This is a genomic window from Faecalibacterium sp. Marseille-Q4137 (genome assembly GCF_017377535.1).
In the GTDB taxonomy this organism is placed as follows: Bacteria; Bacillota; Clostridia; order Oscillospirales; family Ruminococcaceae; genus Faecalibacterium; species Faecalibacterium duncaniae.
The window spans coordinates 1-23,305 of sequence record NZ_JAFREK010000007.1 but is presented as its reverse complement, the minus strand read 5'-3'; the positions used below and the strand labels follow the sequence as shown (position 1 = coordinate 23,305).

General features: G+C 53.4%; 25 protein-coding genes and 1 pseudogene. All 26 read right to left on the bottom strand.

Going from position 1 to position 23,305, the window contains the following annotated elements; genetic code table 11:
* Positions 1-5: 5 nt before the first annotated feature.
* Positions 6-764 carry a phosphoadenosine phosphosulfate reductase gene (locus tag J3353_RS04525; RefSeq protein WP_136891581.1) on the bottom strand — a complete coding sequence of 253 codons (759 nt, stop codon included), beginning with the start codon at positions 762-764 and terminating at the stop codon, positions 6-8.
* The gene (locus J3353_RS04520; protein ID WP_136891580.1) at positions 761-2,830 is read right to left on the bottom strand and encodes a DNA topoisomerase 3; all 2,070 of its coding nucleotides are present in this window, start codon (positions 2,828-2,830) and stop codon (positions 761-763) included. The genes J3353_RS04525 and J3353_RS04520 overlap by 4 nt, the downstream gene beginning before the upstream one ends.
* Complete coding sequence (locus tag J3353_RS04515; protein WP_136891579.1) at positions 2,827-3,606, bottom strand: DUF4366 domain-containing protein; 780 nt, start codon at positions 3,604-3,606, stop codon at positions 2,827-2,829. The genes J3353_RS04520 and J3353_RS04515 overlap by 4 nt, the downstream gene beginning before the upstream one ends.
* Positions 3,599-3,835, bottom strand: coding sequence for a DUF4315 family protein (locus J3353_RS04510; RefSeq protein ID WP_136891578.1), 237 nt, complete (start codon positions 3,833-3,835; stop codon positions 3,599-3,601). The genes J3353_RS04515 and J3353_RS04510 overlap by 8 nt, the downstream gene beginning before the upstream one ends.
* A gap of 16 nt (positions 3,836-3,851) precedes the next feature.
* Positions 3,852-6,056 (bottom strand): C40 family peptidase, encoded by a 2,205-nt coding sequence (locus J3353_RS04505; RefSeq protein ID WP_136891577.1) that lies wholly within the window; start codon positions 6,054-6,056, stop codon positions 3,852-3,854.
* Complete coding sequence (locus tag J3353_RS04500; RefSeq protein WP_242700859.1) at positions 6,056-6,886, bottom strand: site-specific DNA-methyltransferase; 831 nt, start codon at positions 6,884-6,886, stop codon at positions 6,056-6,058. Before J3353_RS04500 ends, J3353_RS04505 begins: the two co-directional genes overlap by 1 nt.
* Before the next feature lie 197 nt (positions 6,887-7,083).
* Positions 7,084-7,677, bottom strand: coding sequence for a nitrogen fixation protein (locus tag J3353_RS04495; protein ID WP_071430977.1), 594 nt, complete (start codon positions 7,675-7,677; stop codon positions 7,084-7,086).
* A gap of 15 nt (positions 7,678-7,692) precedes the next feature.
* On the bottom strand, positions 7,693-10,092 hold the full coding sequence (locus J3353_RS04490) for a VirB4-like conjugal transfer ATPase, CD1110 family (protein ID WP_136891812.1): 2,400 nt from the start codon (positions 10,090-10,092) through the stop codon (positions 7,693-7,695).
* A gap of 1 nt (position 10,093) precedes the next feature.
* Positions 10,094-10,474: a PrgI family protein gene (locus J3353_RS04485; protein ID WP_117452847.1), complete on the bottom strand. Its 381-nt coding sequence runs from the start codon at positions 10,472-10,474 to the stop codon at positions 10,094-10,096.
* Entirely contained in the window at positions 10,443-10,931 is a 489-nt protein-coding gene (locus J3353_RS04480; RefSeq protein ID WP_136891576.1) for an XF1762 family protein, read from the bottom strand. Before J3353_RS04480 ends, J3353_RS04485 begins: the two co-directional genes overlap by 32 nt.
* The gene (locus J3353_RS04475) at positions 10,919-11,488 is read right to left on the bottom strand and encodes an MT-A70 family methyltransferase (RefSeq protein ID WP_007593032.1); all 570 of its coding nucleotides are present in this window, start codon (positions 11,486-11,488) and stop codon (positions 10,919-10,921) included. The genes J3353_RS04480 and J3353_RS04475 overlap by 13 nt, the downstream gene beginning before the upstream one ends.
* A gap of 13 nt (positions 11,489-11,501) precedes the next feature.
* Positions 11,502-12,371, bottom strand: a complete 870-nt coding sequence (locus J3353_RS04470; RefSeq protein WP_007046101.1) for a VirB6/TrbL-like conjugal transfer protein, CD1112 family — start codon at positions 12,369-12,371, stop codon at positions 11,502-11,504.
* 39 nt (positions 12,372-12,410) lie between these two features.
* On the bottom strand, positions 12,411-12,626 hold the full coding sequence (locus J3353_RS04465; protein WP_130869802.1) for a Maff2 family mobile element protein: 216 nt from the start codon (positions 12,624-12,626) through the stop codon (positions 12,411-12,413).
* Positions 12,627-12,719: 93 nt separating this feature from the next.
* Entirely contained in the window at positions 12,720-12,935 is a 216-nt protein-coding gene (locus tag J3353_RS04460) for a Maff2 family mobile element protein (protein ID WP_130869802.1), read from the bottom strand.
* A gap of 131 nt (positions 12,936-13,066) precedes the next feature.
* On the bottom strand, positions 13,067-14,836 hold the full coding sequence (locus tag J3353_RS04455) for a VirD4-like conjugal transfer protein, CD1115 family (protein ID WP_136891575.1): 1,770 nt from the start codon (positions 14,834-14,836) through the stop codon (positions 13,067-13,069).
* Positions 14,833-15,324 carry a PcfB family protein gene (locus tag J3353_RS04450; protein ID WP_136891811.1) on the bottom strand — a complete coding sequence of 164 codons (492 nt, stop codon included), beginning with the start codon at positions 15,322-15,324 and terminating at the stop codon, positions 14,833-14,835. The genes J3353_RS04455 and J3353_RS04450 overlap by 4 nt, the downstream gene beginning before the upstream one ends.
* A 125-nt stretch (positions 15,325-15,449) precedes the next feature.
* The gene (locus J3353_RS04445; protein WP_058967232.1) at positions 15,450-16,358 is read right to left on the bottom strand and encodes a DUF6017 domain-containing protein; all 909 of its coding nucleotides are present in this window, start codon (positions 16,356-16,358) and stop codon (positions 15,450-15,452) included.
* On the bottom strand, positions 16,355-17,116 hold the full coding sequence (locus J3353_RS04440) for a phage antirepressor KilAC domain-containing protein (RefSeq protein ID WP_058966951.1): 762 nt from the start codon (positions 17,114-17,116) through the stop codon (positions 16,355-16,357). Before J3353_RS04440 ends, J3353_RS04445 begins: the two co-directional genes overlap by 4 nt.
* A complete protein-coding gene (locus J3353_RS16290) occupies positions 17,109-17,357 on the bottom strand; it encodes a hypothetical protein (protein ID WP_058966949.1) in 249 nt (82 codons plus the stop codon). The genes J3353_RS04440 and J3353_RS16290 overlap by 8 nt, the downstream gene beginning before the upstream one ends.
* A 126-nt stretch (positions 17,358-17,483) precedes the next feature.
* On the bottom strand, positions 17,484-17,792 hold the full coding sequence (locus J3353_RS04435) for a DUF6050 family protein (RefSeq protein ID WP_005934801.1): 309 nt from the start codon (positions 17,790-17,792) through the stop codon (positions 17,484-17,486).
* A gap of 153 nt (positions 17,793-17,945) precedes the next feature.
* Positions 17,946-18,230 (bottom strand): annotated as a pseudogene (locus tag J3353_RS04430) (recombinase family protein); the annotation flags it as partial.
* A gap of 5 nt (positions 18,231-18,235) precedes the next feature.
* Positions 18,236-18,433 (bottom strand): hypothetical protein, encoded by a 198-nt coding sequence (locus J3353_RS04425; protein ID WP_117506335.1) that lies wholly within the window; start codon positions 18,431-18,433, stop codon positions 18,236-18,238.
* 253 nt (positions 18,434-18,686) lie between these two features.
* Positions 18,687-19,985 (bottom strand): virulence-associated E family protein, encoded by a 1,299-nt coding sequence (locus J3353_RS04420; protein ID WP_117506334.1) that lies wholly within the window; start codon positions 19,983-19,985, stop codon positions 18,687-18,689.
* A 13-nt stretch (positions 19,986-19,998) separates the two neighbouring features.
* The gene (locus J3353_RS04415) at positions 19,999-20,643 is read right to left on the bottom strand and encodes a CHC2 zinc finger domain-containing protein (RefSeq protein ID WP_207684275.1); all 645 of its coding nucleotides are present in this window, start codon (positions 20,641-20,643) and stop codon (positions 19,999-20,001) included.
* 69 nt (positions 20,644-20,712) lie between these two features.
* On the bottom strand, positions 20,713-22,305 hold the full coding sequence (mobQ, locus tag J3353_RS04410) for a MobQ family relaxase (protein WP_207684274.1): 1,593 nt from the start codon (positions 22,303-22,305) through the stop codon (positions 20,713-20,715).
* Between the two features lie 163 nt (positions 22,306-22,468).
* Positions 22,469-22,948, bottom strand: coding sequence for an MGMT family protein (locus J3353_RS04405; protein ID WP_015527890.1), 480 nt, complete (start codon positions 22,946-22,948; stop codon positions 22,469-22,471).
* Positions 22,949-23,305: the final 357 nt, after the last annotated feature.

Sequence of the window (23,305 nt, the reverse complement as noted above, 5' to 3'; positions counted from 1 at the left end):
ATTTCTTATTTGCTTTTGGGCGAAGAAAACCCCGTCTGGGATTTGCTCAGTAAACGAGCCTTTACCTCAGACGGGGTTTCTCTGCGTGTCATTCGACGATGGAATATGTTGTCTTCCTTCTCCCATTCAATCAGCCGGTCAAACATCTCCGGATAATTTGTGACCATGTGCAGCAGCTCCGAGTCACTGGCGTTGGGACAGAACCAGCAGCCGTTCCTCCGGCAGTGAGCGTAGATTGGAGAGAGCAGCCCGTGTTCCTGACAGAGCTTGTAGGCGTCAACCTCAGTCATGCCATGCTTGGCAAGCAGACTGACATTCTTCACACCGTCCAGACGCGCAAGTCGTTTTGGTTCATCCTCCGCGATGCCGACATAGCTCACAGTGTCCGGTGAGAGTGCGGCATTGTACTTGCGGACTGGCGGGATTTTGCAGTCACGATTGACTGCACACATACCAGCCCATGCAAAGCCGCGAACCTCGCCCTTGTGCGGTCCGCGGGTGATGACATGATGGAACACCTCATCGTAGGTCTTGTCCGCGTGGAGAATGGTAAACTTGATGCCCAGCTCCTTTTCGCAGAAGGGCTTGAGCCGGTCATAAATGAAGTCCCGGTGTTCCGGGACTTCGCCGCTTGTGTCTTTGTCGAACATGACCTCACTGAAAACCGCCTCGTCAAGCGGCTCATTGTGCTGTGCAGCCAGCAGGAGCGTCGCTACGCTGTCTTTGCCTCCGCTGCATGAAGCAACATACTTTGGGCGGGTCATCGATCAAACTCCATCTTGAAGCTGACGTATTTGCCGCCGCTGTCATCCAGCCGGATCACCGCATCGTAGAGCTGAGGCTTCTTCGGCGTGTAAAGCCCGGTCACGCGGCACCAGCCCTTGTCCAGCAGCTCCTTTGCAATCTTCTTGGTCAGCTTCTTTTTCTTGCTGGAAAAGAACTTGTTGTCTTCCCACAGGCAGAAGGAGCATTCCTTGTTCGAGCAGTAGAAATTGCCCTTGCCGACGTAGACCGGAGAGCCGCAGCGGGGACATTTGCCGATTTCCTCCTTACCCGTGCCGAAACGCTGGGCTTCGGCATCGGAGAGGAAGGGATAGGCTTTCACGAGATCCCCGGTCATCCGGACAATGCCGCTGAGGAAGGCGTCCGCATCTGCCTTGCCGCGTTCAATCTCCATGAGCGTGTTTTCCCATTCCGCCGTCATTGCGGGAGATGTGATCTGTTCCGGCAGAACACAGACAAGGTTGCAGCCGTCCTTCGTGGGAATGAGGGATTTGCCTTTGCGCTCTGCAAAGCCGGATTTCACCAGCTTTTCAATGATACCGGCGCGGGTTGCAGGTGTGCCGAGTCCTTTCTTCTCGGTGTCATCGTCGAACTGATCGTTTCCGGCAGTCTCCATTGCAGACAGGAGCGTGTCTTCCGTGTACTGCTTCGGAGGCGTCGTGAAGTGTTCCGTAACGCTGGCGGACACATTATCCAGAACATCGCCCTCATGGACTTCGGGCAGGGACTTCATGGGATCGTCCTTTTCCTTCGTCTTGAGAGATGCCTTAAACAGCTCTTCAATGGCTTTCCATCCGTTTTGAACGACGGTCTTGCCCTTGGCTTTGAACTCGTAGCCCTCGCAGGAGAGCGAGATCTGCGTTTCTGCGTAGGTGTGCTTCTCGCCGGTCGCACACAGAAGGCGCATCCCGATAAGATTGAGGATTTTCTGCTCCGACTGAGGAAGCGCCGAAACATCCTGCTTTTCAAGCTGGACGGTCGGGAGAATGGCATGGTGATCTGTGACCTTGCTGTTGTCGGTTACGCGGGCAATGTCCGGAGTGACCGAAACGCCGGAGAAAAGTGGAAGCTGGCGGCAGACAATAGAAATGACCTGACGGGCGGTGTCTTCCATATCGTCCGTGATAAACTGACTGTCCGTGCGCGGATAGGTCAGGAGCTTCTTTTCATAGAGCGTCTGAACGAGATCGAGCGTCTGCTGGGCGGTAAAACCGTAGTATCGGTTTGCCTCGCGCTGCAAGGTGGTCAGATCATAGAGCTTCGGAGGATTGACGGTCTTCGTTTCCTGCTTGAGAGAAGAAACGACGGCTTGCTTTTTCTCGCAAGCCGCCGCAATCTTCTTTGCTTCCTCTTCGGTTTTGACCTTTTCCAGATCGGCGGTCAGATCGCCCTTGCCGACATGGACGTTGAAATACTTCTCCTTTTGGAACGTGGAGATTTTCCCGTCGCGCTCCACCAGCATTGCAAGGGTCGGCGTCTGGACGCGCCCGACCACCAGTTTCTTGTGATAAAGCGTGGTGAACAGGCGGGTGCCGTTGATGCCGACAATCCAGTCCGCCTTCGAGCGGCTGAGTGCCGCTTCATAGAGGCGGTCATATTCCTTGCCGTCCCGGAGATGGTTGAAGCCTTCGCGGATGGCGGAGTCCTCCAATGAGCTGATCCACAGACGCTTGAAGGGCTTGGTGCATCCGGCTTTGTTGTAGACCAGCCGGAAGATCAGCTCACCCTCGCGTCCTGCATCGGTTGCGCAGACCAGCTCGGCGACGCGCTTGTCCTTCATGAGAGCGGACAGCACCTTGAACTGCTGTGCTTTGTCCTTCGTGACCTCAAACATCCAGCTTTCCGGAACAATGGGCAGATCGTCATACCGCCACTTGGCATACCGCTCATCGTAGGAGCTGGCGTCTGCCAGCTCCACCAGATGACCGAAGCACCACGAAACGATGTAATTGCCGCCCTCCATATAGCCGTCCTTTCGGGACGTTGCGCCCAGAACCTTTGCGATGGACTGGGCAACGCTGGGCTTTTCAGCAATGACTAAGATCAATCCTCATCACCGTCCGTTTCCTCGTCTACCACAATTTGCGGCTCTTCATCCTCGTTGATGTACGGCTCTTCCTCGTAGCCTTCATCGTCGAAGAAGTCCAGATCCTCGTCCTTGGGCTTTCTGCCCTTGACGAACTTGATGTAGTAATACGCCGCGCCCGCAGCTCCAACAAGGACGAAGACGATAAGAACCATACCGACATTGGATTTCTTTTCGGGCTTGGGAGCAGGAACGTCGGTTTCTGCATCCTTGTCCGGCTCAGGTGTAACGGGGGCTGTGCCGGCGCATTCGCTCATGTTGGTCTTGCAGACCGGGCAGTCGGTGTTGACCTGACCGGCAGCGCATTTCTCTTTGCAGTTACAGGTGGTCAGCGCAGCCGCAGTATCTTCATCCAGCAGTGCAAGCAGATCGCTCTCATCGACCATGTTGAGGAAGTACGTCTGATACTGTTCCTCATCCTCGTTGATGGGCGCATCGTAGTCGATGACAATGAAGAAGGTGTTGCCGTTCTTCGTCTGGACAGTGATGAACTGCTTGTTGGTTGCCTTGTCATAGAGCAAGTCGCGGGTGTAGGCGTTACCCTCATCGTCAATCGGCTCACCCTTCGGCTTTTCCGGCGCGGGAGTGACTGCGGGCTGCTGTTCGGGCTGAGTTGCCTCCGTAACGGGAAGGTTCTGCTCGGTATCATCGGCGTAGGCAAACGCCGTGACAGAGAAGCAGGACAGAACCATGACGCAGACCGCAAGGATGGTCAGAAAACGAAACTTCTTACGCATTGTCGATTACCTCCGTATTTTCAGCGGGCTTGGTGCCGCTCTTCATGGAAGACAGGAACACCATGATCTGATCCTTGTCCATCACCATAGAGCGCACGGTATTGATGATTTCAAGGTTTTCCAGCTCCGTCTTCTTGTCGTACAGCTCCTTGAGCTGTCCTTCAATTTCGGACTTCTTCTTTTCAGCCTTCTCAATGTCGGAGAGGACTTTCTGATACTTGGGATTCATGCAAAACTCCTTTCTTTTAATAGGCGGGTCTTCCGAAGGCGTAGAAATGCTGCTGCCAATAGGAAGAGTTGATGGATGTGTACTGAATGGGATCGCCACAGTGAATCATGACGCCATCACCGACGTAGATTCCGACGTGGGACACACCGGGGGTGTCATACGTCCCGACGAAAAAGATAAGATCACCGGGCTGTGCATTTGCCTTTGAAACCGGCGTACTGATGTTGTAAAGCCCCTGTGCGCCCAACCGCCCGGTATTCACAAGTCCGCTGTTTGTGAGAACGTAGCTGACGAAGCCGGAGCAGTCGAAGGACGTGTCGGGATTGGAGCCGCCCCACACATACGGATAGCCGAGATACTTTTCCGCCTCGGTAATCAGCGCTGCAAACTTCTCGTCGTTCAGGTATTCCGGGTTGACATCGTAGTCGGCGGGAGGATTGGTGATGTACTTGTCCACATAGGGAGAGTCACCGAACAGATCCTCGCGGTTGCCCAGCACCGACATATACGTTGCGTACATGGAGAGCTGTTCCTGAGACATGATGTAGACCGGGACGTGGGAGAGATTGAAGTTTTCGAGCTTCACGTTGCAGATGTAGTAGTCATACGGGACGCGATAGGTTTCCGTGTGCGTGTTGCCGTCTGCGTCCGTCCATGTGTCGGTCTCCGTGCGGTATCTGGTTTCAACAAAGACCTCTTCGGTGAGGATATACTGCTTTTCAAACAGCATTTGGAGCGTACCCTGCACCTCATCCAGCGTGAACTCGCCCTCATGGAGAGCCGAGAGAATGGAGATCAGCACATAGGGGTCATGCTCAATATCGTCCAGATCGAAGTGATACTCGTCGTAGCTGTGAGTGCTTTCGTAGGTGTCGAGATAGCGTTGCAGCTCCTGCTCCATCCGGCAATACTGCGCCTCCGCACCCAGCATCGCGTCATCCTCGCTGAGATAAGAGGAAGCGATAACCGACGAGCCGGTAGAGGTGAGCATCGAACACGAGCTGATACCAGCACCGAGCAACACGAGAAGGGCAATTCCGACGCCGATCCAGATGAAGACCTTCTTGTTCTTCTCAAAGAACTCCTTGATCTTGTCGGACACCTTTTCACCGAGCTTCTTGCCGGTATTCTTTGTGGCAGTCCCGGCAGTCTGAGAACCGGCATTTCGAGCGGCGGCATATTCCTTCTTGATGTTCTGCTTCTGATAGTGCTTGTTCATGTTCTGCTTCTTCATCTCAGGATGCTCCTGCTGATTTCTCTCATATTGGAGCTTCGCATCAGCAGCATCCGCCTTGTGTTCCAGCTTAGAAACCTTCTCATAGGGCTTGTTGACGCTTTTTTCTCTGTGATGACTGAAATGCCTTGCGGCGGTCTCTGCGACAATCTCTGTTTTGTGCGCCCCCTCGACCGCCGAGTTTTCCTGCTCGACCTCATGGATTTTGCCGTGAATGCCGGAGGCGAGAGTGTCACCGACCTTGCGGACGGTTTTGTCTGCCTCGAATTGCAGCTTGCCCTTGCCCTTCGGCTTTTTCAGCTCATCCTCAAAATGAAGGCGGGTTTTGCCCTTGCCGGTTTCCTCATCAAAGACACGCTCTTTCTTGAGAACCTTGTGCGTGGGCAGCTTCTGGCGGGCAGCGTCCAGACGCTCATGCGCCTTTTCGGACTTCCTTTCGAGCTTCTGAATCCGCTTCGTGGGCGGGACGGCATCGTCCGAGACCGGCTTTGCGGAGGAAGTCTCTGCCGCTTGGGAGAGAACGGCATCCGCGTCAACGGCTTCAACCGCAGAGGTCTTGCGTAGCTTGTGCGTGACAACCGTTTCGGCAATCACCGTGCCGGTATGAGAAGAAACACCGTGCTGCTCCAAAACAGGAGGCTTGAACGGCGTTTCCGAAGGCAGCGGTTCGGGTACATTCTGGGGTAGAGTTTCTGTCCTTTTCTCTTCTGTGACAGACGTTTCCGAGGGCGGCTGTGTGTCGTTATCCTCGGCGTGTTCCGCCTGAAACTGACGCTGCTGACGGCGCATCTGCACCTTTTTCTGTTCCTCCGCAGAAAGAGCTTCGGAAGGCTCGACTGTCTCACCGGGCTTCACCAGCTCCGCATCTTCCAGCCTCTTTGACACACGCTGCTCGGTGCCAGCCGTCAGGTTTTCCTCAACCGCGCCTTCCCGCGTCATCCGCACGACCACCTTGTCACGGGCTTTGAGTTCCGGTTCCTTGGACATCAGATTTCACCTCCAATCCGCTTGTAGGCAAGCTCGGTGTATTCCGGGTTCAGCTCTACGCCTACAAAATGCCGCCCCATCTGCGCGGCAACCATGCCGGTTGTGCCGCTTCCCATAAAGGGGTCAAGCACAATGCCGCCTTCTGGACAACCGGCGAGAAGACAGGTTTCAACCAGCTTTGGAGGGTAGGCGGCATAGTGACCGCCTTTGAAGGGGACGGTGTTGATCTTCCAGACATCGCGCTTGTTGCGGAGCGGATTGATGTCACTGTCCTTGATCTCACCATGCTCGCGGGGGCGGTTGATGGACTGCGGCTGAGGCTGACCGGGAACGGGCTTTCCGTACTTGTTGCCGCCCCTCATGCCGCGCTTGAGACGTTCTGCCGTTGCAGAGGCAATCGGCTCGGAGATTGCCTTGTAGTCAAAGAAATACTTCTTGGACTTTGAGAACAGGAAAATATGCTCATAACAGCGGGCGCAGCGGTCTTTCACGCTCTCCGGCATGGGGTTATCCTTCATCCAGATGATGTCGTTGCGCAGATACCAGCCGGTATCGCGGAGGGCAAAAGCCAGCATCCACGGAATGCCGATCATATCCTTCGGCTTGCAGCCCTCAACCTTGTTGTTGAGAGCCACAGCCTGACCGTTTCTGCCGTAGGGGTTCTTCGGGTCAATGAAATCTCCCTGATTGCCCTTTCCAGCGTAGGTGTCCGAGATGTTCAGCCAGAGCGTTCCATCCGGACGCAAAACGCGCCTGACTTCGGTAAACACTTCCGTCAGGCGCGAGATATATTCCTTCGGCGTTGTCTCTCTGCCGATCTGAGCCTCCATGCCGTAATCGCGGAGCGCGTAATACGGAGGGGACGTCACACAGCAATGAACGGTGTCATCGGGCAGAGTTTTCAGGATTTTAAGGCAATCGCCGGTATGAATGATGTCAAGTTGTATGGTGGTGTACCTCCTGTTCTGTTGGATTTGCGTTTCCGTTGAAATGTTGGCTGTAAAACCCGATAACATTTCAATGGGCATCAATCGGAGTAATACTCGTCCGGCTCGTAGTCCTCGTCTTCCATGAAGTCCTCGTCGAGATCGTCAATCTCGTCCGCCCAACGGTCGAAGATTTCCTCTGCTTCCTTCGCCGCGTCGCGGTAGAGGCTCAGGCGGTTCTTCTCAAAGGCGGCAAAGGCGGGGACGAACTTGCCGAACTCGCGGATTGCCTTCACATCCTGCGTGCGCATATCTGCGACGCTCTGAATGATTTCGGACATTGTGAGCAGATCGTCGATCATCAGCTCATACTCGCCCTTGGGGATAGAAACGGTTTCATCATCCGCCGCGTCAGCGAAGGGGGTATTCTCATCGTTGTTGCTGCACTCAGAAACATCAACATTGAAGTAAAAGCCGATCATATCCACGGCTACTTTGGTCATAATCTGACGCGCTTCCTTGACCTTTTCGTCGATGTCCTCCCTCACATGGAGATAGGCGCGGTGATGCTTCTTGAGGTCGCTTTCCAGTCGGATCAGATCGGTCAGCTCCCACAGAGCCTTAAACAGCGCGGAGGTGTTCTCTCCGTATTCGATAGCGTCCGCGTAGGGAATGGTAATCATCTTGTTGTTCATATTCAAAAATCCTCCTTAGTTCTGTACGGTTTCTTCTAAACGGGTGGTCATGATACGGTAGAGCTGGGTGTCCTTCGGGAAATCGTCCTTGAAGGGAACGATGGTCGAGCCGTAGAAGATCAGCCCCTCACCGGCATTGGAATTGGTGATGTAGTTCTGCTGGCTGGGCGAGATGTTCAGCGCCTTCGAGAGAATCTGCCGGTCGCCGGACGCCTGATTCAGAAGGTAGACAAAATCCGAGTTTTCAAAAATGTTCTCCACCTCGCGGGAGGCAAGAAGATCCTTGACGTTCTGCGTGATTCCGGTCGGGATGCCGCCCCATTTTCTGAAACGCTTCCAGATTTCCACGCTGTACGCGGCGGTCTGTTCCTCTTTCAGCAAAAGGTGGAACTCGTCCATGTAGTAGCGCGTTGCCTTGTGCTGGGCGCGGTTGATGGTAACTCTGTTCCACACCTGATCCTGCACGATCAGCATACCGAGTTTTTTGAGCTGCTTGCCAAGTTCGCGGATGTCATAGCAGACAAAGCGGTTGTTGACATCCACATTCGTTCTGTGATTGAAGACGTTCAGAGAGCCGTGAACATAGATTTCAAGGGCAGTTGCAATGCGCTGTGCCTCCGGCTCCTTCTGATTTCTCAGAATGTTGTAGAGGTCTTCGAGGATCGGCATTTTCTCCGGCTTGGGGTCTGCAAGAAACTCCTGATAGACCATGCGGACACTGCGGTCAATGATGGTCTTCTCAACCGGCTGCAAGCCGTCCTTGCCGCCGACAATCAGCTCACACATAGAGAGGATGAAGTCGGATTTCAGCGTCAGCGGGTTTTCCTCTTCGGAGTAGTTCGTGTTGATGTCCAGCGGATTGATGTAATCCGTGCTGACCGGCGAGATGCGGATGACCTGACCGCCGAGCTTCTGCACGAGGGGAAAATACTCGGCTTCGGGGTCGCAGACGATGATGTCATCCTCTGTGATGAGGAAGGCGTTCGTCATTTCACGCTTGGCGGAGAAGGACTTACCGGAACCGGGCGTACCCAAGATCAGCCCGTTGGGGTTCTTGAGCTGCTTGCGGTCCACCATGATCATGTTGTTGGACAGCGCATTCAGCCCGTAGTAGAGAGCTTCGCCGCCCTGAAAAAGCTCCTGCGTGGTGAACGGCACGAAAACCGCTGTGCTGGAAGTGGTCAGTCCTCGTTCGATTTCCACCTGATTGACGCCGATAGGCAAAGAGGACATCAGCCCTTCCTCCTGCTGGAAGTCAAGACGCTTGAGCGCACAGTTATACTTTTGAGCAATGGCGGCGGTCTGGAACACCGCGTTTTCGAGCTTCTGGCGGTTGGTTGCCGTATTCATGATGAGGATGGTCACAAGGAACAGTCTCTCATTGCGGGTCTGGAGATCCTGCAACAGACGCTTTGCCTCACCGCCGAAGGTGGCAAGATCGGACGGGATGATGTCCATATCGTAGCCGGAGCGGACCGCCTTTTTCTGCTCTTCGATCTTCATCTTGTCGAGGTCGGTGATCTTCATCTTGATGCTCTTGATTGCCTTTGCCTGGTCAATCGTCCGGATATGAAAATTGACCGTGATGTTGCTGTCCATCTCAAGGAAGTCGGCAAGCATACGGTCATTGAGTTCCGGCGCGAGGATTTGGAGAAAGCTCACCGCACCGATGGTTCTGCCCATCTTGAAGCACTTGCCTTCACGGAAGTCAAAGGAAGTGGGCGCGATGAAATCCTTCGTGCTGAGTCCTGTCCGGGCAACCATGTCAAAGGAAAAGCGGAACGGCTCATTGGTGTCCATGTTGAATACGTCATGAAGCACTTTCAGCCGCTCGTAGCCGGACAGCGGCTCGGTTCTCACACCGAGGGTTTTGAAGTTATTGAGAATGTCGGTTTCAATGCGTTCGAGCTTCGGCTTTGCCGTGCGGAGGGAGTCCGCCTCAATGCCGAAGGTGATGTACTTCTTCTTGACCAGTCCGTTGTTGCCCTTGGTGAGCTGACTTTGCAGCATACCGGAATACTCGGAGCGGATGTCGTTGAAGGCGTCCTCCTGTGCCGGAATGTTGATGCGCTTGCGAAACTCATTGAGACTTGCCTTCTGATTGATGAAGGAGAGCTGGACAAAGATCGAGCTGTCAAAGTAGTTCAGGAAATCGCACCAGTTCTCGAAGATGGCAGTTTTGTCCTCGTTCTGCGCAAGCTGGTAGTTGATGTCCTCAAAGGCGATGGACTTCGTGTAGAGGCGGCTGTTCACCTTGCAGATACCGTCGCGGCACATTTCCACATAGGGAATGGTCTGCTGGGCGGACTTGCGGACTTTCTTTGCCTTCCTATCCTTTTTCTTCTGCATGACAATCCGCTTCTTTTCCTGAGCGGAAAGGGCATCGCCGTAAATGACGCCGTTTTTGACCGTCATCTTAGGCTTTGCCTTTGCTGTGCTGTTGTTCAAGCTGCAATTCCTCCTGTTCTTTGATTTTCTGCTGAATTTCAGCGTAGAGATTGTTTGTGCGATAGGGACGCACCTTGTCCCGGATAAACATGGACTGTACGATGTGGTACAGATACTTTTCGGCGGGCTGACCGTCCTTCTCGTAAAGCGCGAAGAAGATGAACGGGAGCATGATGACCACCATCAGCATTGCCGCCGTAGACAAGTCGAGATGTGCCTTCGCCAGAAAGAAGATCGGGACGCCGACTGCCGCAGCGACGGAAAAACAAATGAGCTGCCGCTTGGTCAGGTTGAACATGACCTTCGTTTTGACGCGGTTAAGATCCTTCGGGACCGGAACAAATGCCATTGACTGTTTCCTCCTTTCTAAGCTGCCTTTCGTAGCGCAGCTTCATTTGTGCGGGATATTGATCCTCCTTCGGCTGACGCTTGCCCGTCCAGCGAAGCCCACCCGCTTTGCCTTGACAGATCCAGCCGGAAGCCCGAAGGCTTGCACCGTTTTCGCTTTCCAGCGTGTAGGTGATGATGCGCTTATAGCCCATAGCCGCAGCAGCTCTTGCCGCCGCGCCGTAGAGAAAGCTGCAAGCGTTCTTCGCCCCGTTGGTGCATAGCCTTGTAACCTCCAATGTGAAGCCGTCATCCAGATACCGGCTGACGGGACGCCCGGCGATGATTACACCGACCAGCTCACCGTCTGCTTCACAGCCGATGGAAAACTTGTGACCGGCAACCGGCTTGTGATGCCGGTGATGCTTCCGGACATACTCGTTGGCGTCTCGAAGAGAGATAGGTCTTAGCCGCAGCATGGTGTTTCCTCCATTGGAAGATGTGCCGTGCATTCGACCTCGTTGCCCCAAACGTCCCAGCCTTCGGGAGACTGACGGGCAAAAAGCTCTACGCGGGGAAGGTCTCCCATGAGCCGAACAATGCGTTCCCGCGCTTCATCCGGCTTTTTGGAATGCTCTTCGATGTGGCTGAGGATGACCTGACGCACACCGGCGTCAACTCGCTTCGGGTGCCCCTTTGTGGCAAGGATGCAGATTTCGGCGTTCGCCCTTGTCCAATACCCCATGCCGGTGAAGAGATCGTCGTTCCTGCGGTTTTGCTTCACCCATACAAAAGCCACGGTCTTATAAGAAAAGCCCCATGCCGTCAGCACTTCGAGTGCTTCACAGAGGCACGGGAACGTGATCCAGAGGAACAGCGCGCAGTCCTTCGCAGCAAGCTCACCGACCGGAAGTGCCTTGATGTCCTCAATGCACATTGTTGGGTAGTGGCTTTCTGCCGACCGTCCCTGTCCCTTCTTGGAGTAAGTCCGATACGCCCAAGGGGGATCGGCGTAGATGATGCTGTACTTCTTCATGCTGCCGACCTCCTTAGTGCGCATGGAAAATGGATTTTGCGAGGCTTCCGGTCTTGAACAGGGAGAAGCACAAAATGACCGTGTACGCTGCCACAGAGAACAGAGCCGAATGAATGTTGTCTGCGATGATCATGCCGTTGATCAGCACTGCATAGATGCCGACGCAGACCATGATGAGAAAGCCCTGAAATGCCAGAGCGAACAAGCCTTTCAGATAGTTCGTGCCGATGCTGCCCCATTCGCGGTTGCTCATGGTCGCGATGGGAATAGGCGCAATGCTCACGGTGCAGTAAATCTCAATCATGCGCCCGTAGAGAATGACCGTAATGAGGATCGCCATGATTTTGAGGCACAAGCTGATCAGAAGAGTTTCTATCGACAGTCCGAGCAGTTCTCCGACGCCCATGTTCTCCATGCCGGTACGCATCTGCGCAATCGTCGAATCAATATCAATACTGGTGTTGCCGTGAATGACACCGGCTGCACCGGAAACCACGTTCTGCCCGATGTCGAATACTGCCATCACGATGTCAAACGTGTGTGTCACGAGATAGATCGCCACAGCCGCCTTGAAAAACCACTTGAAGAACATCCAAGTGTCCATGTCGTGAAGGTTGTTTTTCTCGGTGATCATGGAAATCAGCTCATAGCACAAAACAAAGGTGATGATAATACCAGCGATGGGGACTATCACGTTTTCGGATAGTCCCCGGATCATCTGGTACACGCCGCCGTTCCAGCCGGACGGTGTTTGCCCGACCTCGGCGGCAATCGTTCCCACCTTCTCGTTGACATCGGTGAACATATTGGTCAGGTTGCTCTCGATCCATCCGATCAGCATATCCTTGAGAGCCTGTTCGATCTTTTCTAAAATGCTGCCCAATATTTCACCACCCTTCGGTTAAGCTGGGCTTGCCGTGGATTAGCCGAACAAACCGGAGAGCAGGGGGATGAGGGTCGTGCCGATCAGCACCACACCGCCGCCAGCCATGAGCTGCTTGATACCCTGAGATTTAGCCGCAGGATTATCGTTTCCGTAGCCTTCCATGAGGTTAATAACACCCCACACTGCGAGACCCGCACCGAGGGCGATAACAAGCGTCTGGAGAACCGTAACTGCCTGATTGATAAATGCCATACTGAATTTCCTCCTTAAATCGTTGGTGAATTGTGAGGGGCGAGTGCCTTTTCCAGCACCCGCCCCGATGGTTACTTCTGCGCGGCTGCCGGATTAACCGAACAGACCGGAGAGCAGAGGGATGAGGGTCGTGCCGATCAGCACCACGCCGCCGCCAGCCATGAGCTGCTTAATGCCCTGAGATTTAGCCGCCGGATTGTCGTTGCCGTAGCCTTCCATGAGGTTGATAACACCCCACACCGCGAGACCGGCACCGAGGGCGATAACGAGCGTCTGAAGAACCGTGACAGCCTGATTGATGAAAGCCATAGATTTTCCTCCTTGATTTGAAAAAGATTGGTTGTGTATTTTTGAAAATGGGCATAAAAAAAGAAGCCCCGTCGCTGTTCTGCTTTGGGAGCCATCAGGCTTTACCCACTGCGCAGTGCAGCGACGGGGCTTTAATCCGCTTCGACCTCGCCCATATCATAGAGGTCGAATGTGTCATCGGGCTTGACTACCAGCTTGTGCTGCCGATACTCCTCGATGTCAAAGGCGTTCCGCTTGTCGTAGTCGGAGAGCTGCCGGTACTTTGGATGCTTCGTAATGTCGTATTTGTTACTGAGAAAAGGTCTCACGCCTCGAAGCTGCAAAATACACTTGGCTCCGTCCATGACGGCGATCTCATCCTGAGACATCAGTTCCTTGCCGGTTTTCTGGTAATTCAAGCCGTAGGAGTTGTTGCTGGAACGGGTTTCTGAGGTGTTGTAAAGGTCGATTGTCTCCTTGCCCAGCACCTCGCTGATTTCCTTGAGGGTCGATTTCTCCTTGCCACCAAGAAAAAGTGTGCAGTCGCAGTTGCCCGTGATGGTGTCCGCCGCGTCCTTGTAGATGGTCTTGAGCTGAGACTGGGACTGCAAGATGATTGACGCCGAGATTTCCCGGCTTCGGATGGTGGCGATGAGCTTATCAAACTTCGGGATTTGACCGATGTTCGCAAACTCATCGAGCAGACAGCGCACATGAACGGGAAGCCGACCGTTGTAAACGTCATCTGCTTTATCGCACAAAAGGTTGAAGAGCTGGGAATACATGATTGCCACGACGAAATTGAAGGTGTCATCGGTATCGGAAATGATGACGAACAGCGCCGTCTTCCGGTCTCCGATGGTGTCCAGCTCCATCTCATCGTAGCTCATCAGTTCCCGCAGCTCTGCGATGTCGAAGGGCGCAAGCCTTGCACCGCAGGAAATCAGGATCGACTTCGCGGTTTTGCCAGCCGCCAGCTTGTATTTGCGGTATTGCTTGACCGCAAAGTGGTCAGGATCGCGGGCTTCCAGCTCATCGAACATGACATCCACGGGGTTCTTGAAGGTCTCATCGTCCTCTCTGGCTTCTGAGGCATTGATCATTTCGAGCAGGGTAGTAAAGTTTTTCTCGTGGTCGGGTGCCTCGTACCAGATGTAGCCGATGAGAGCTGTGTAGTAGAGCTTTTCCGCCTTTACCCAAAAATCTTCGCCGGACTTATCGCCGTCTCCCTTCGTGTTGACGATGATCGTATTGACCAGCTTGAGGATGTCCTTCTCGCTGCGGATGTAGCTAAAAGGGTTGTAGTGCATGGATTTCCGGAAATTGATGGTGTTCAGCGACTTGATGACATAGCCGCCCTTTTCGAGCATCTTGCCGCACTCCACCAGTACCGTACCCTTCGGGTCAGTCACAACATAGCTACTGTGCATCTGCATCAGGTTCGGCTTCACGAAAAAGCGTGTCTTACCTGAGCCGGAACCGCCGATGACAAGGATATTTTTGTTGCGGGCGTATTTCGGCTGCTTCGGGCGGCTGTTCATGGTCAGGAACTCCGTCTGCGTCAGAATGACGTTGTTGGAGAACTCCGGGTCCATGTACGGCTTGATGTCCTTTTCGTTTCCCCAGCGGGCAGATCCGTATTCTTCGCCCTGCCGTAACTTCTTGCGATTCTTGCCTTTGACGTAGACCGCCAACTTGAGCAGCGCACCGGCAATCAGACCGATGAGCAGATCGACGGGCTGAAAGCTGGGCAGCGGATTTGCGAAGGCTGTGCCGAACACGGCAAAACCGTTTGTCAGCTTGTCGATGAACTCTGTGCCGGGTGCGAGACGGAACACGGCGGCGATCTTATCTGCAAAGTAGAAGGCGAAGATATACGGAAGGTTCAGAAGAACGAGCTTCTTCACATCGGGTTTGTTCACAGCTCCACACCCCGATCCTTGGTTTTGACCTTGACCTTCTCCTTGTGCTGCGCCTTGCTCTGAGCTTTCTCCTGATCCAGCTTGTGCCGGATGGACGGCTGTTCCTTCTGCTTGACGGTTTTGGCGGAGAACTCCTTGAACGCGGCGGTCATAACATCAACGTCCCGTCCCTTGAAGAAGACAAGATAGCTGGGCGGCTCAACGGAAACGTCCTTCTTGAGCGCAAAGTCCAGACCGTATTTGCTGGCAGTCCGCTCAAAGGACTTGATGTTGCCGTCCGTCACTTCGATGTTGGAGATGGCGGCGTTCTGGCTCATCAGATGCTTGATGGACTGCTTGCCGCGATAGGCTTTGGGCTGCTGCATCTGCTTCTGTGCCTTCTCAATTTCCTGAACGAACTTGTCCAGCGCCTTTTTCAGTACCTCGGCAGAGATTTTGCCGCCCTTGATCATGATTGCAACAACTTTGGTGTTGACTTCATCCTGCATTGCAGTGATACCTCCTTTCCTTGGAATGATTGTGGGAATGCTGCATCAGCTAAGGCGGCACAATCCGGCGATAGATGATTTTCATTTGCAATGTCCTCCTTTCCGAGCAATGCTCACGATGGTATTCAATAAAAAGTATCTTCACAAAGGCTATAATCGTAGGTCTTGGGCTTCTTTGACTCTGCTGATCTGTCCTGCCCGTAGAAATCATGGTTGACAAGCGCAGAGTAATAATTGTCTATCGTCAGAGAGGCGTTATACAGAGCGGTCAACAGGTACGCCCGGATATTGCGGATGTCTGACGGATTCTTGTTCATTGCTTCCAGAACGTACTCAATGTGGCTGCTATTCAGTTTGAGAAAGCGGGACTTGACCACTTGCTGCGGCATATCCTCGCCGTTGATACGGATGGTCGGAGCGGTAGAGCAGACAGCATCCAGCATGATGTCCATGATCTCCCGGAAGCGGTCTTTATCGAACTTCGGATCCTGACAGAGAATGTCGTAATCAAGATTCTCTTTGATAATCTCTTCATACTCGCTTCGCTCATCCATCCTGTCCATCCCATCAAGATTGATGGATTGATAGTTCTTTGAGAGAGTATTTCTTTCTTGGGTAATTACTTGATTAGTATTTATTTGTGCGGACTTATCCCCGCGTGGATTATCCACATCTGGCTTCTCCACACATGGATTTTCCGTGTGTGGCATTTCCTGTTCTGGCGTGGACTCCTGCGGCTCTTCGTATATCTCAAAGATTGTACTGCTCATCCTGCCTTTACCGTCTCTCTGCCGGTGCCTGACGAGGTAGCCGTGTTTTTCAAGCTCACGAAGCGCGGAGAGAATGGCATCCGGACCTTCCTTGCAGATTGCGGAAAGTCCCTTGGTGGAGAACTTCCAGCCGTCATTGAATGAGAGCATCTTTGAGAGAAGCCCGACTGCCTTGAGTGACAGGCTCTTGTCGCGGAGGTGAAAGTTCGCCATGACCGTATAGCCGCGATTCTTGTTTACGCGATAGACTGCCACAGAAATCACCTTGCCATCTTGGGAAGCAGCTCTTCGGCGCACTTTTTCTGGAACTTCACTCGGATGACCTCCTTGCCCTTCGGCGTGAAGTAGGTCTGAGAACCGGTGTAGCAGTACGTCACGAAATCGCGGACGATGAACAGTCCGGCATTGCTGTCCTTGTTGTAGGGAAGAAGCTGCCCGGAGGGAGAGCGGAACAGGTACTTCTCCCTGAGAAGAAACTGGACGAACTTGCGCTCCGGGATTTTCAGTTCCTTCGCCGTCGTTCGGATATTGGTGCAGTCATCCGGATTGATGAAGGCGTCGTAGTAATCAGCTTTAGGCTTCGCTGTGTTCAGCTCACACTCAAGAGCCTTCACACGATTCTTTTCCAGAATCAACGCCTGAGCAAACTCCACAATGACCGCCGGTTCCTTCTGAATACGTTCCAGAAGGGAGTCCGTCATGTAGCCGCCTGTCTTGCGGATGGTGGGGACAACTTCATCGAACAGCCAGTGTTCAAACTTCTCAGCAGCAGGGAGTTTGCTGTGAACAATCAGTCGGTAAACATCGCCCTCCGGTATATAGGAAAGGGACTGCATACCACCGCTTGTAAGGGTGTCCCGTTTTAGGACACCCTTGCAGTGATCAATAATTGCCTTTCCGGGTCGGGCATATCCAAGTGCTTTCGCAATATCTGAACCGCAGAACAGGAGTGTTTCCCCTTCGAGGATCGTTCGCACCTCACCGAACTGTTCATTCTTGAAGACTTCGATTTTGTTATCCATGACTGACTTCCTTTCCGGCAGCAGATGTGCCACTTTGATTTTTGAGGGTTGAAACGGGATTGCAGCAGTAAGGACACTCTGCAAACACGCAGGATTGATATTTCCAGTGAGGACGGTGAAAGCGGCAGCTTCGGCACTCAGGGAGAATGCCATCCGCGCCGCTGTCAAAATGCTCAAAGCCGGGTGTGGTCTGCATCAGCAATTCCAGTGCTTGCAGATCACCGGCTGTCATGCGTTTCATACTTAAAAACTCCTTTCCTTCGCCGCATCGCCAGCAAATATTCCGGCTTTTGGGCAACAAAAAAAGAGGGTTTGCTTCTTACTCCAAATTGGAGAAGAAACAAACCCTCTTCGTTTACGATGTAGTTCAGATTATTTCTCGGATGGTATGAATGACACCGAGCAGCAGCCCGATGAAGAAGGCAAGTCCTCCGATAAGACCGCCTATGATTAAGTTCAATGCGAAGATGCCGACTGAGCCGGAGATGCCGTAGCCGCTGGGAACGAGCCAGAGGCACATCCTCCGGATGCCGAACGGTAATCCAACGCAGATCCACATAAGAAAGTAGTCGCATACGCCGTCAGGCATATAGATCGGCTTGAGAAATGACGCGAGGCAGAACGCAAGCGCGATTGGAAGCAGAACCTCCTTCAAGAAGACTTTGATAGCACCCACTATATCCTCCTTCTGCCGGAAGTGTGCAGCAGCACCCTCCGGCTTGCTTGATTATTGTGAAAGTCCTTTGTTTTCGGTCAAAAAAAGAAGGGACTAAGCCAGAATGCCTTGGTTTTCAAGGTCTTTCTGATTTAGTCCTATTATCGCACAATAATCTTTCGTGACCACAAGGTTTATCTGCCTGCGCTCGATGGCTTTCAACATCCGTTTCAGGTCGGGGCGCTCCATGTTCAGCCCCGTGTAGCCATCATCCTGATAGACTGCAACAACCTCCCATCCCTGCTTTTCGCAGTAGGTTTCCAGCATAGCCCGCTGGTTTGCGATACTGGCGCTCTCCCCGTCAAGGTCATCGTCCTTGGAAAGCCTGCAATAGATAGCCGCCCGGAAGCTGCTTGCCAGTACCATGTCCATGCCTGCATATTCAAATCCGTTCATCATAACCGTTACCCGCACAATCCAGACGGAACACGGTCACTCTGAACCTTGTCTTTATTATATCCTAAATCTTGCTTTTTCGCAAGATATTCTTTATCCTCTCTCTGGCTGTATTTCTGTGCAATCAGGCTCACGAAAACGTCCGTAGCGTCCAGTTCGCCGTCAAATACCGTTGTGACATGGATTTCAGTTTTGCTTTTTGCCATAGGCAGTTACCTCCATAAATGAAATAAGCCAGACAGGAGAAGGTCGGCAACGAAGTCCGGCAACGGGCTTCAAAAAACCTCGAAAACAATCTCTGTCTGGCGGTTTGGTTATTTATTACTTTTTCTTTTATTTTTCTGTTGCTTTGGTTGTCAGAGGGGAGAAAAGCCCGCAGTTACGGGCTTTTTCCCGGCAACCGGCCCGGCAACGGGATAGCAACGGGGTCGGCAACCGGCTGTGATTTCCCCGGATTTTTCAGAAGGGAAGCTCCATCTGCTCCGTGACTTCCACAAATCCGTCCGGCGTTTTTTCACGCCCGTTGTCAGCGCCCGTTGCCGGGGCTTCCCGTTCCCAGCCCTTCTGCCTGCCGTACCCTTCAAATATCCGGGGATTGGAGAAATACTTCCATCCCGTGATACCGTGGTTCATGATGTCGTTGACTTCCCGGATTTCCCATTGTTTCGGCTCGTCAAAGGGGCGGTTCAGGGCTTCCCTGAAAAGCTGCTTGGAGCATACGGCGCTGCCGGTGTAGCGGTCAAGGTACGCCTGTATCATCCCGGCCTTGGTGTCCTCCGGCATAAAATCCCGCTGGTGTTCTTTGAGGTACTGTATCATTTCGGGGGTAAAAGACAGCTTAAAATCGCCGCTTTTGTAGGTTGTCATGGCTTCCGCCCATACCTGTTCGATATAGGCTCTGGAAGCGGCTTCATCGTCCAAAATGTGTACCTCGGCCCGTTCGGGGTAGACCATGACCGGCAGGAAGCGCCGGTTCCCGGAACGGTCAAGGGGCAGGAAGTCCAGCGCATTGGAAGTGCCGCCGAACACGCATTGCCGCAGCCTGTCCTCCGGGTGGGTTTCGTAGGGGATTTTATAGACCTCCTTCTGGCGGCTTAAAAATGACTTGATTTCCTCTATGCTCTTGGCGTTGGCGGTGGCAATCATCTCCGACATTTCGATAATCCAGTGGCCTTGCAGCTTGCGGTACACGTTATCATCGTCCAGCTTCCGCAAATCATCGGAAAACCACTCGTCTTTTACGGCCAGCAACCGGAAGAAGGTGGACTTCCCGGCTCCCTGACCGCCCACCAGACAAAGCATGACCTCAAATTTACAGCCGGGGCAGAACGCCCGGTGGATGGCTCCCAGCAGGAACAGCCGCAGCGATTGGAAGGTGTAGTTGTCCGTGTCGGCTCCCAGAAAGTGCCGCAGGCAATAGCGGATACGCTCTTTCCCGTCCCATACAAGGCCGCTTAGGTAGTCCCGGATGGGGTGGTAGCTGTTGGCGTCTGCCGCAAGATCGGCGGCGTCCGCTATCTTTTTCTCGCTGGTCAGGCCGTAGGTCTTTTCCAGATACAGCCGGATATATTTCATGTCCGTGTCGGTCATGGCCTTGCTGCCGGTTCTGCGTTTCCTGCCAATGGGCTTTAGAAGGTCAATGCGCTCGGTCAGGAGATTTTTCGCAACCGCCCCGGAAAGTTCGGGGTCATACTGGAATACGGTCAGGCAGTTTTGAATACTGTTCCGCACGCCGCCTTTCTCGGTGCTTTCCAGCATGGCCTTTACTTCCTCAACGTTCCGGGGTGGCGGGGCTTCTTGTATGGTCTGTTCTACGGCCTGCCGCAGTTCTGGCGGCAAGGTCTGCCATTCTCCGCTCAAGGTTCCTCACTTCCTTTCCGTAGCTGGCAATCAGGGTAGCCTGTTCCTCCATGTCGGAGAACAGCAGCACATCCAGCAGATATTCCACATGGGATTGTTTCTGCAAGGCTTCCACGAAAAGCGGGTGCCATTCTTCCTCCGGCGTCTTGGGGGCATAGTCCCGCTTCCAGCGGCGCAGCAGATTGTGATAGTCGGACAGTACCCGGAAGCAATACCGCTCCATGCGCTTGAATTGCTGCTCCGGGCTTTCCTGCCGGGGCTGGGGGCGGCGGCTCCTGCCGGGTGGCTCCCTGTCCTCATAGGGGATGGAGAAGTCCTGCGCGAGCATGAGGGCGGCTTCCCTGGGGCTGACATTTTCCAGACGGGAAACAAAGTCAATCACATCCCCGTCTGCCTGACAGCCGAAGCAATGGAAGCGCCGGTCAACCTTCATGCTGGGGTTTTTATCGTCATGGAAGGGGCAGACGCACATCCCATTTCTCCCTACCCGGATACCGTAATGCTCGGCGGCCTGCCAGGTGGTAACAGACTGCTTCACGGCTTCAAATACGTTCAATAGGCAAATCCTCCTGAAATAAGAAAAGCGCCTGCCATTCTCACAAAGAAAAGGCAAGCGCCTGATTGGTTAAAGTTCCATATCCTGTTTTTGCTGGCGGCGGGGCTGCTGGCGTTTCTGTTCTTCCCGCTGTTTTACGCCCTCAATCTTCCAGCTTAATTGTTCGTTGATGGACGGCTTCTTTCCCGGCTCCGGCACAACCCGGCGCTGGTCGGGCGGCAGTACATGGTTTATCCAGTAGCGCACATCCCGCAGCAGCTTCATATCCTCCTGAACCGCCTGCAAGCCCTCATTCTTTTCCGACAGTTCCCCGGAAAGCTGCTCCCGTTCCTTCTTCAACTCTTTCGTATCGTATGGCAGTTCCTCCTGATGGCCTTTGAAGAAACGCTTGGCGGCAAGGTAGGCGTCCAGTTCCTCCCGGTGTTCGGCGGCAAACTTCTCCTTCCGTGTTTTCCAGCCGATGGAAGCGTATTTCTTGTAAACTTCCTTGTAGGCTCCGTGGTTGGCGATATGGGAAAGGGTGGTGTCGATGGCCTTTATCCGGCGTTCCGATTTTCGGATGTCGGTCTTGGCGGAAAGTATCTCCCCGCTGACCTTATCCAGATAGGCGTCAAGGCTCTCCACGGTGGAGATCTCTTTCTGCCGCAGGAAATCAAGGGCTTCCATGACCTTGTTGAAATCGCCAACAGTGCCTTTCAGCTTCCCCTTGGAAGTCCAGCCGGTGCGTTCCTCGCTCCGCATATCCAGATACCGGGAAAGCAGTTCGGGGATGGTCGGCTCCTTGGCCTGTTCCAGTGCTTCCAGCAGCGCCGCCTTTTTCTCTTTCAGGCTGGACAGCCAGCCCTTTAAGCTGCGTACCATCTGCCGGATAGACTGCATGAGGGAATTGGCGGCTTTGATGTCCCGGTTCAGGTTGCCGATGTTGGTCTGTATGCCTTTCCGTTCCAGATAGCTGACCGCTGGCCCCATGTGGACGGTGGGGATTTTATCAATCCCCTGTCGGGCATAGGAGCGAAGGTCAAGGCGCTCCGGGCTGCCGATGGCTTCCAGATAACGGTTCGCCGTATCAGCCCAGCCCTGCCGCCATATCTCCCCGTACTTCTGGTCGTTCCAGTCCACGGTGTCCTCTTTGTGGCTTTTCCAGTTCCCGGACGGGAGCCGGATACGCTCGCCGTTCTCGTCAAGGTCGTAGACCTTCCGGCTCTTGGGGAGCCACCTGCCCTGTTCGTCCATCCCCCGCATGGTAAAGAGGATATGGGCGTGGGGATTTCCGTCCCCCTTGTCATGGATGGCAAAGTCGGCAATCATGCCTTTGGAAACGAAAAACTCCCGGCAGTAGTCCCGGATAAGGTCGGCTTGCTGCGCCGGGGGAATATCCCTCGGTATGGCAAGCACCAGTCTCCGGGCAAGCTGGGAGTTCCATTGTTTCTCGATGGCTTCGGCGGCGTTCCACAAGGTATTGCGGTCTGCGTACTCCGGCGGGGCATGGGGCGGCAGCATGATTTCGGTGTGGACGACTTCGCTTTTATGGGAATAGTATTTCTGCTTCTGGTCGTATTCGGAAAACAGCCGTTCCCCGCTCTGGTAGGCGGCGGCAGCGACAGCAGACTGGCGCTTGCTGCGCTGGACGATTTTCAGGTCAAAGTGCGGGCATGGTGGCATGACGGATTGTGACCTCCTTTCTCCCGGCGTCCGGGCAAAGAAAAAGCAGGAAACCGTTCCATGATTTCCTGCTCGGTGGTGCCGCCGATGGGCGGCTGGTATTCAGTTTTGAAAGTTCGGGTCAGGGTGGCCCGATGATGGGATATTTTGCAACTCAAAATTCCTATCTCAAATCAAAAAGAACGCTTTCATAGTCCTTTACGAAATACTTTATATTAGTACGTCCTTTCTGGATAATTGTGTGGCCTTCTGCTTCCAGCCTTTCCTTTTGTGCTTCTATACCGCCGGGATATTTTGCGTTCAATTCTCCGTTTGCCTTTAAGGTTCGCCAATACGGGGTTTCATCTTCGGAACGCTGGTAACTCGCCCATGCTGCAATAGATACAAAAATTCCTGCTGTGATAGGCTCTGTGAAATCCGCTCCATTCAGTTCGGCAAAATATTCACGGATTTTTCCGACAGTGATTACTTTGCCATAAGGAATTAGTTTCATCACCTTATCATAGTCGATTGGTGGGGCAAAGTACATTCTGCTTCCGCCATATTTCTCAATGCTTTTCTGGTCGGTAATGGTCTGAAATTTAGGCATATCCTTGCTATCGTGCAACATGGCATTAAAATCTTTTTTATCCTCATTCGCCATCTCTCAACACCTCCTATCGTAATTATAGTGGAGCAGACTATTCCATGCAATGAGACGGTTTGAAAATAATCTTGAAAATGTAATTGTGATTGGCTTTGGATAAACTTGTTGGCCGGGAACAGCTTGCAGCGCAAGGTGTTTCCGGTCAGCAAGTCCACAAAGGGGTAGCTGGCGGCAGCCAGCGCAGGGGAAGTGTAGCTTCCCCTGTGATGATTGGAACAGATTGAAAATCTGCGGAAATCATCTGCTCCCTGCAAGGGGCTTCCGGCAGGACGCAACGCACCGGCTTGACCGGTGTATAGTTGCGCCCTCTTTCAGAGGGGCAGTCCACGGGTTGCGGCTCTGAAAGCGATTATG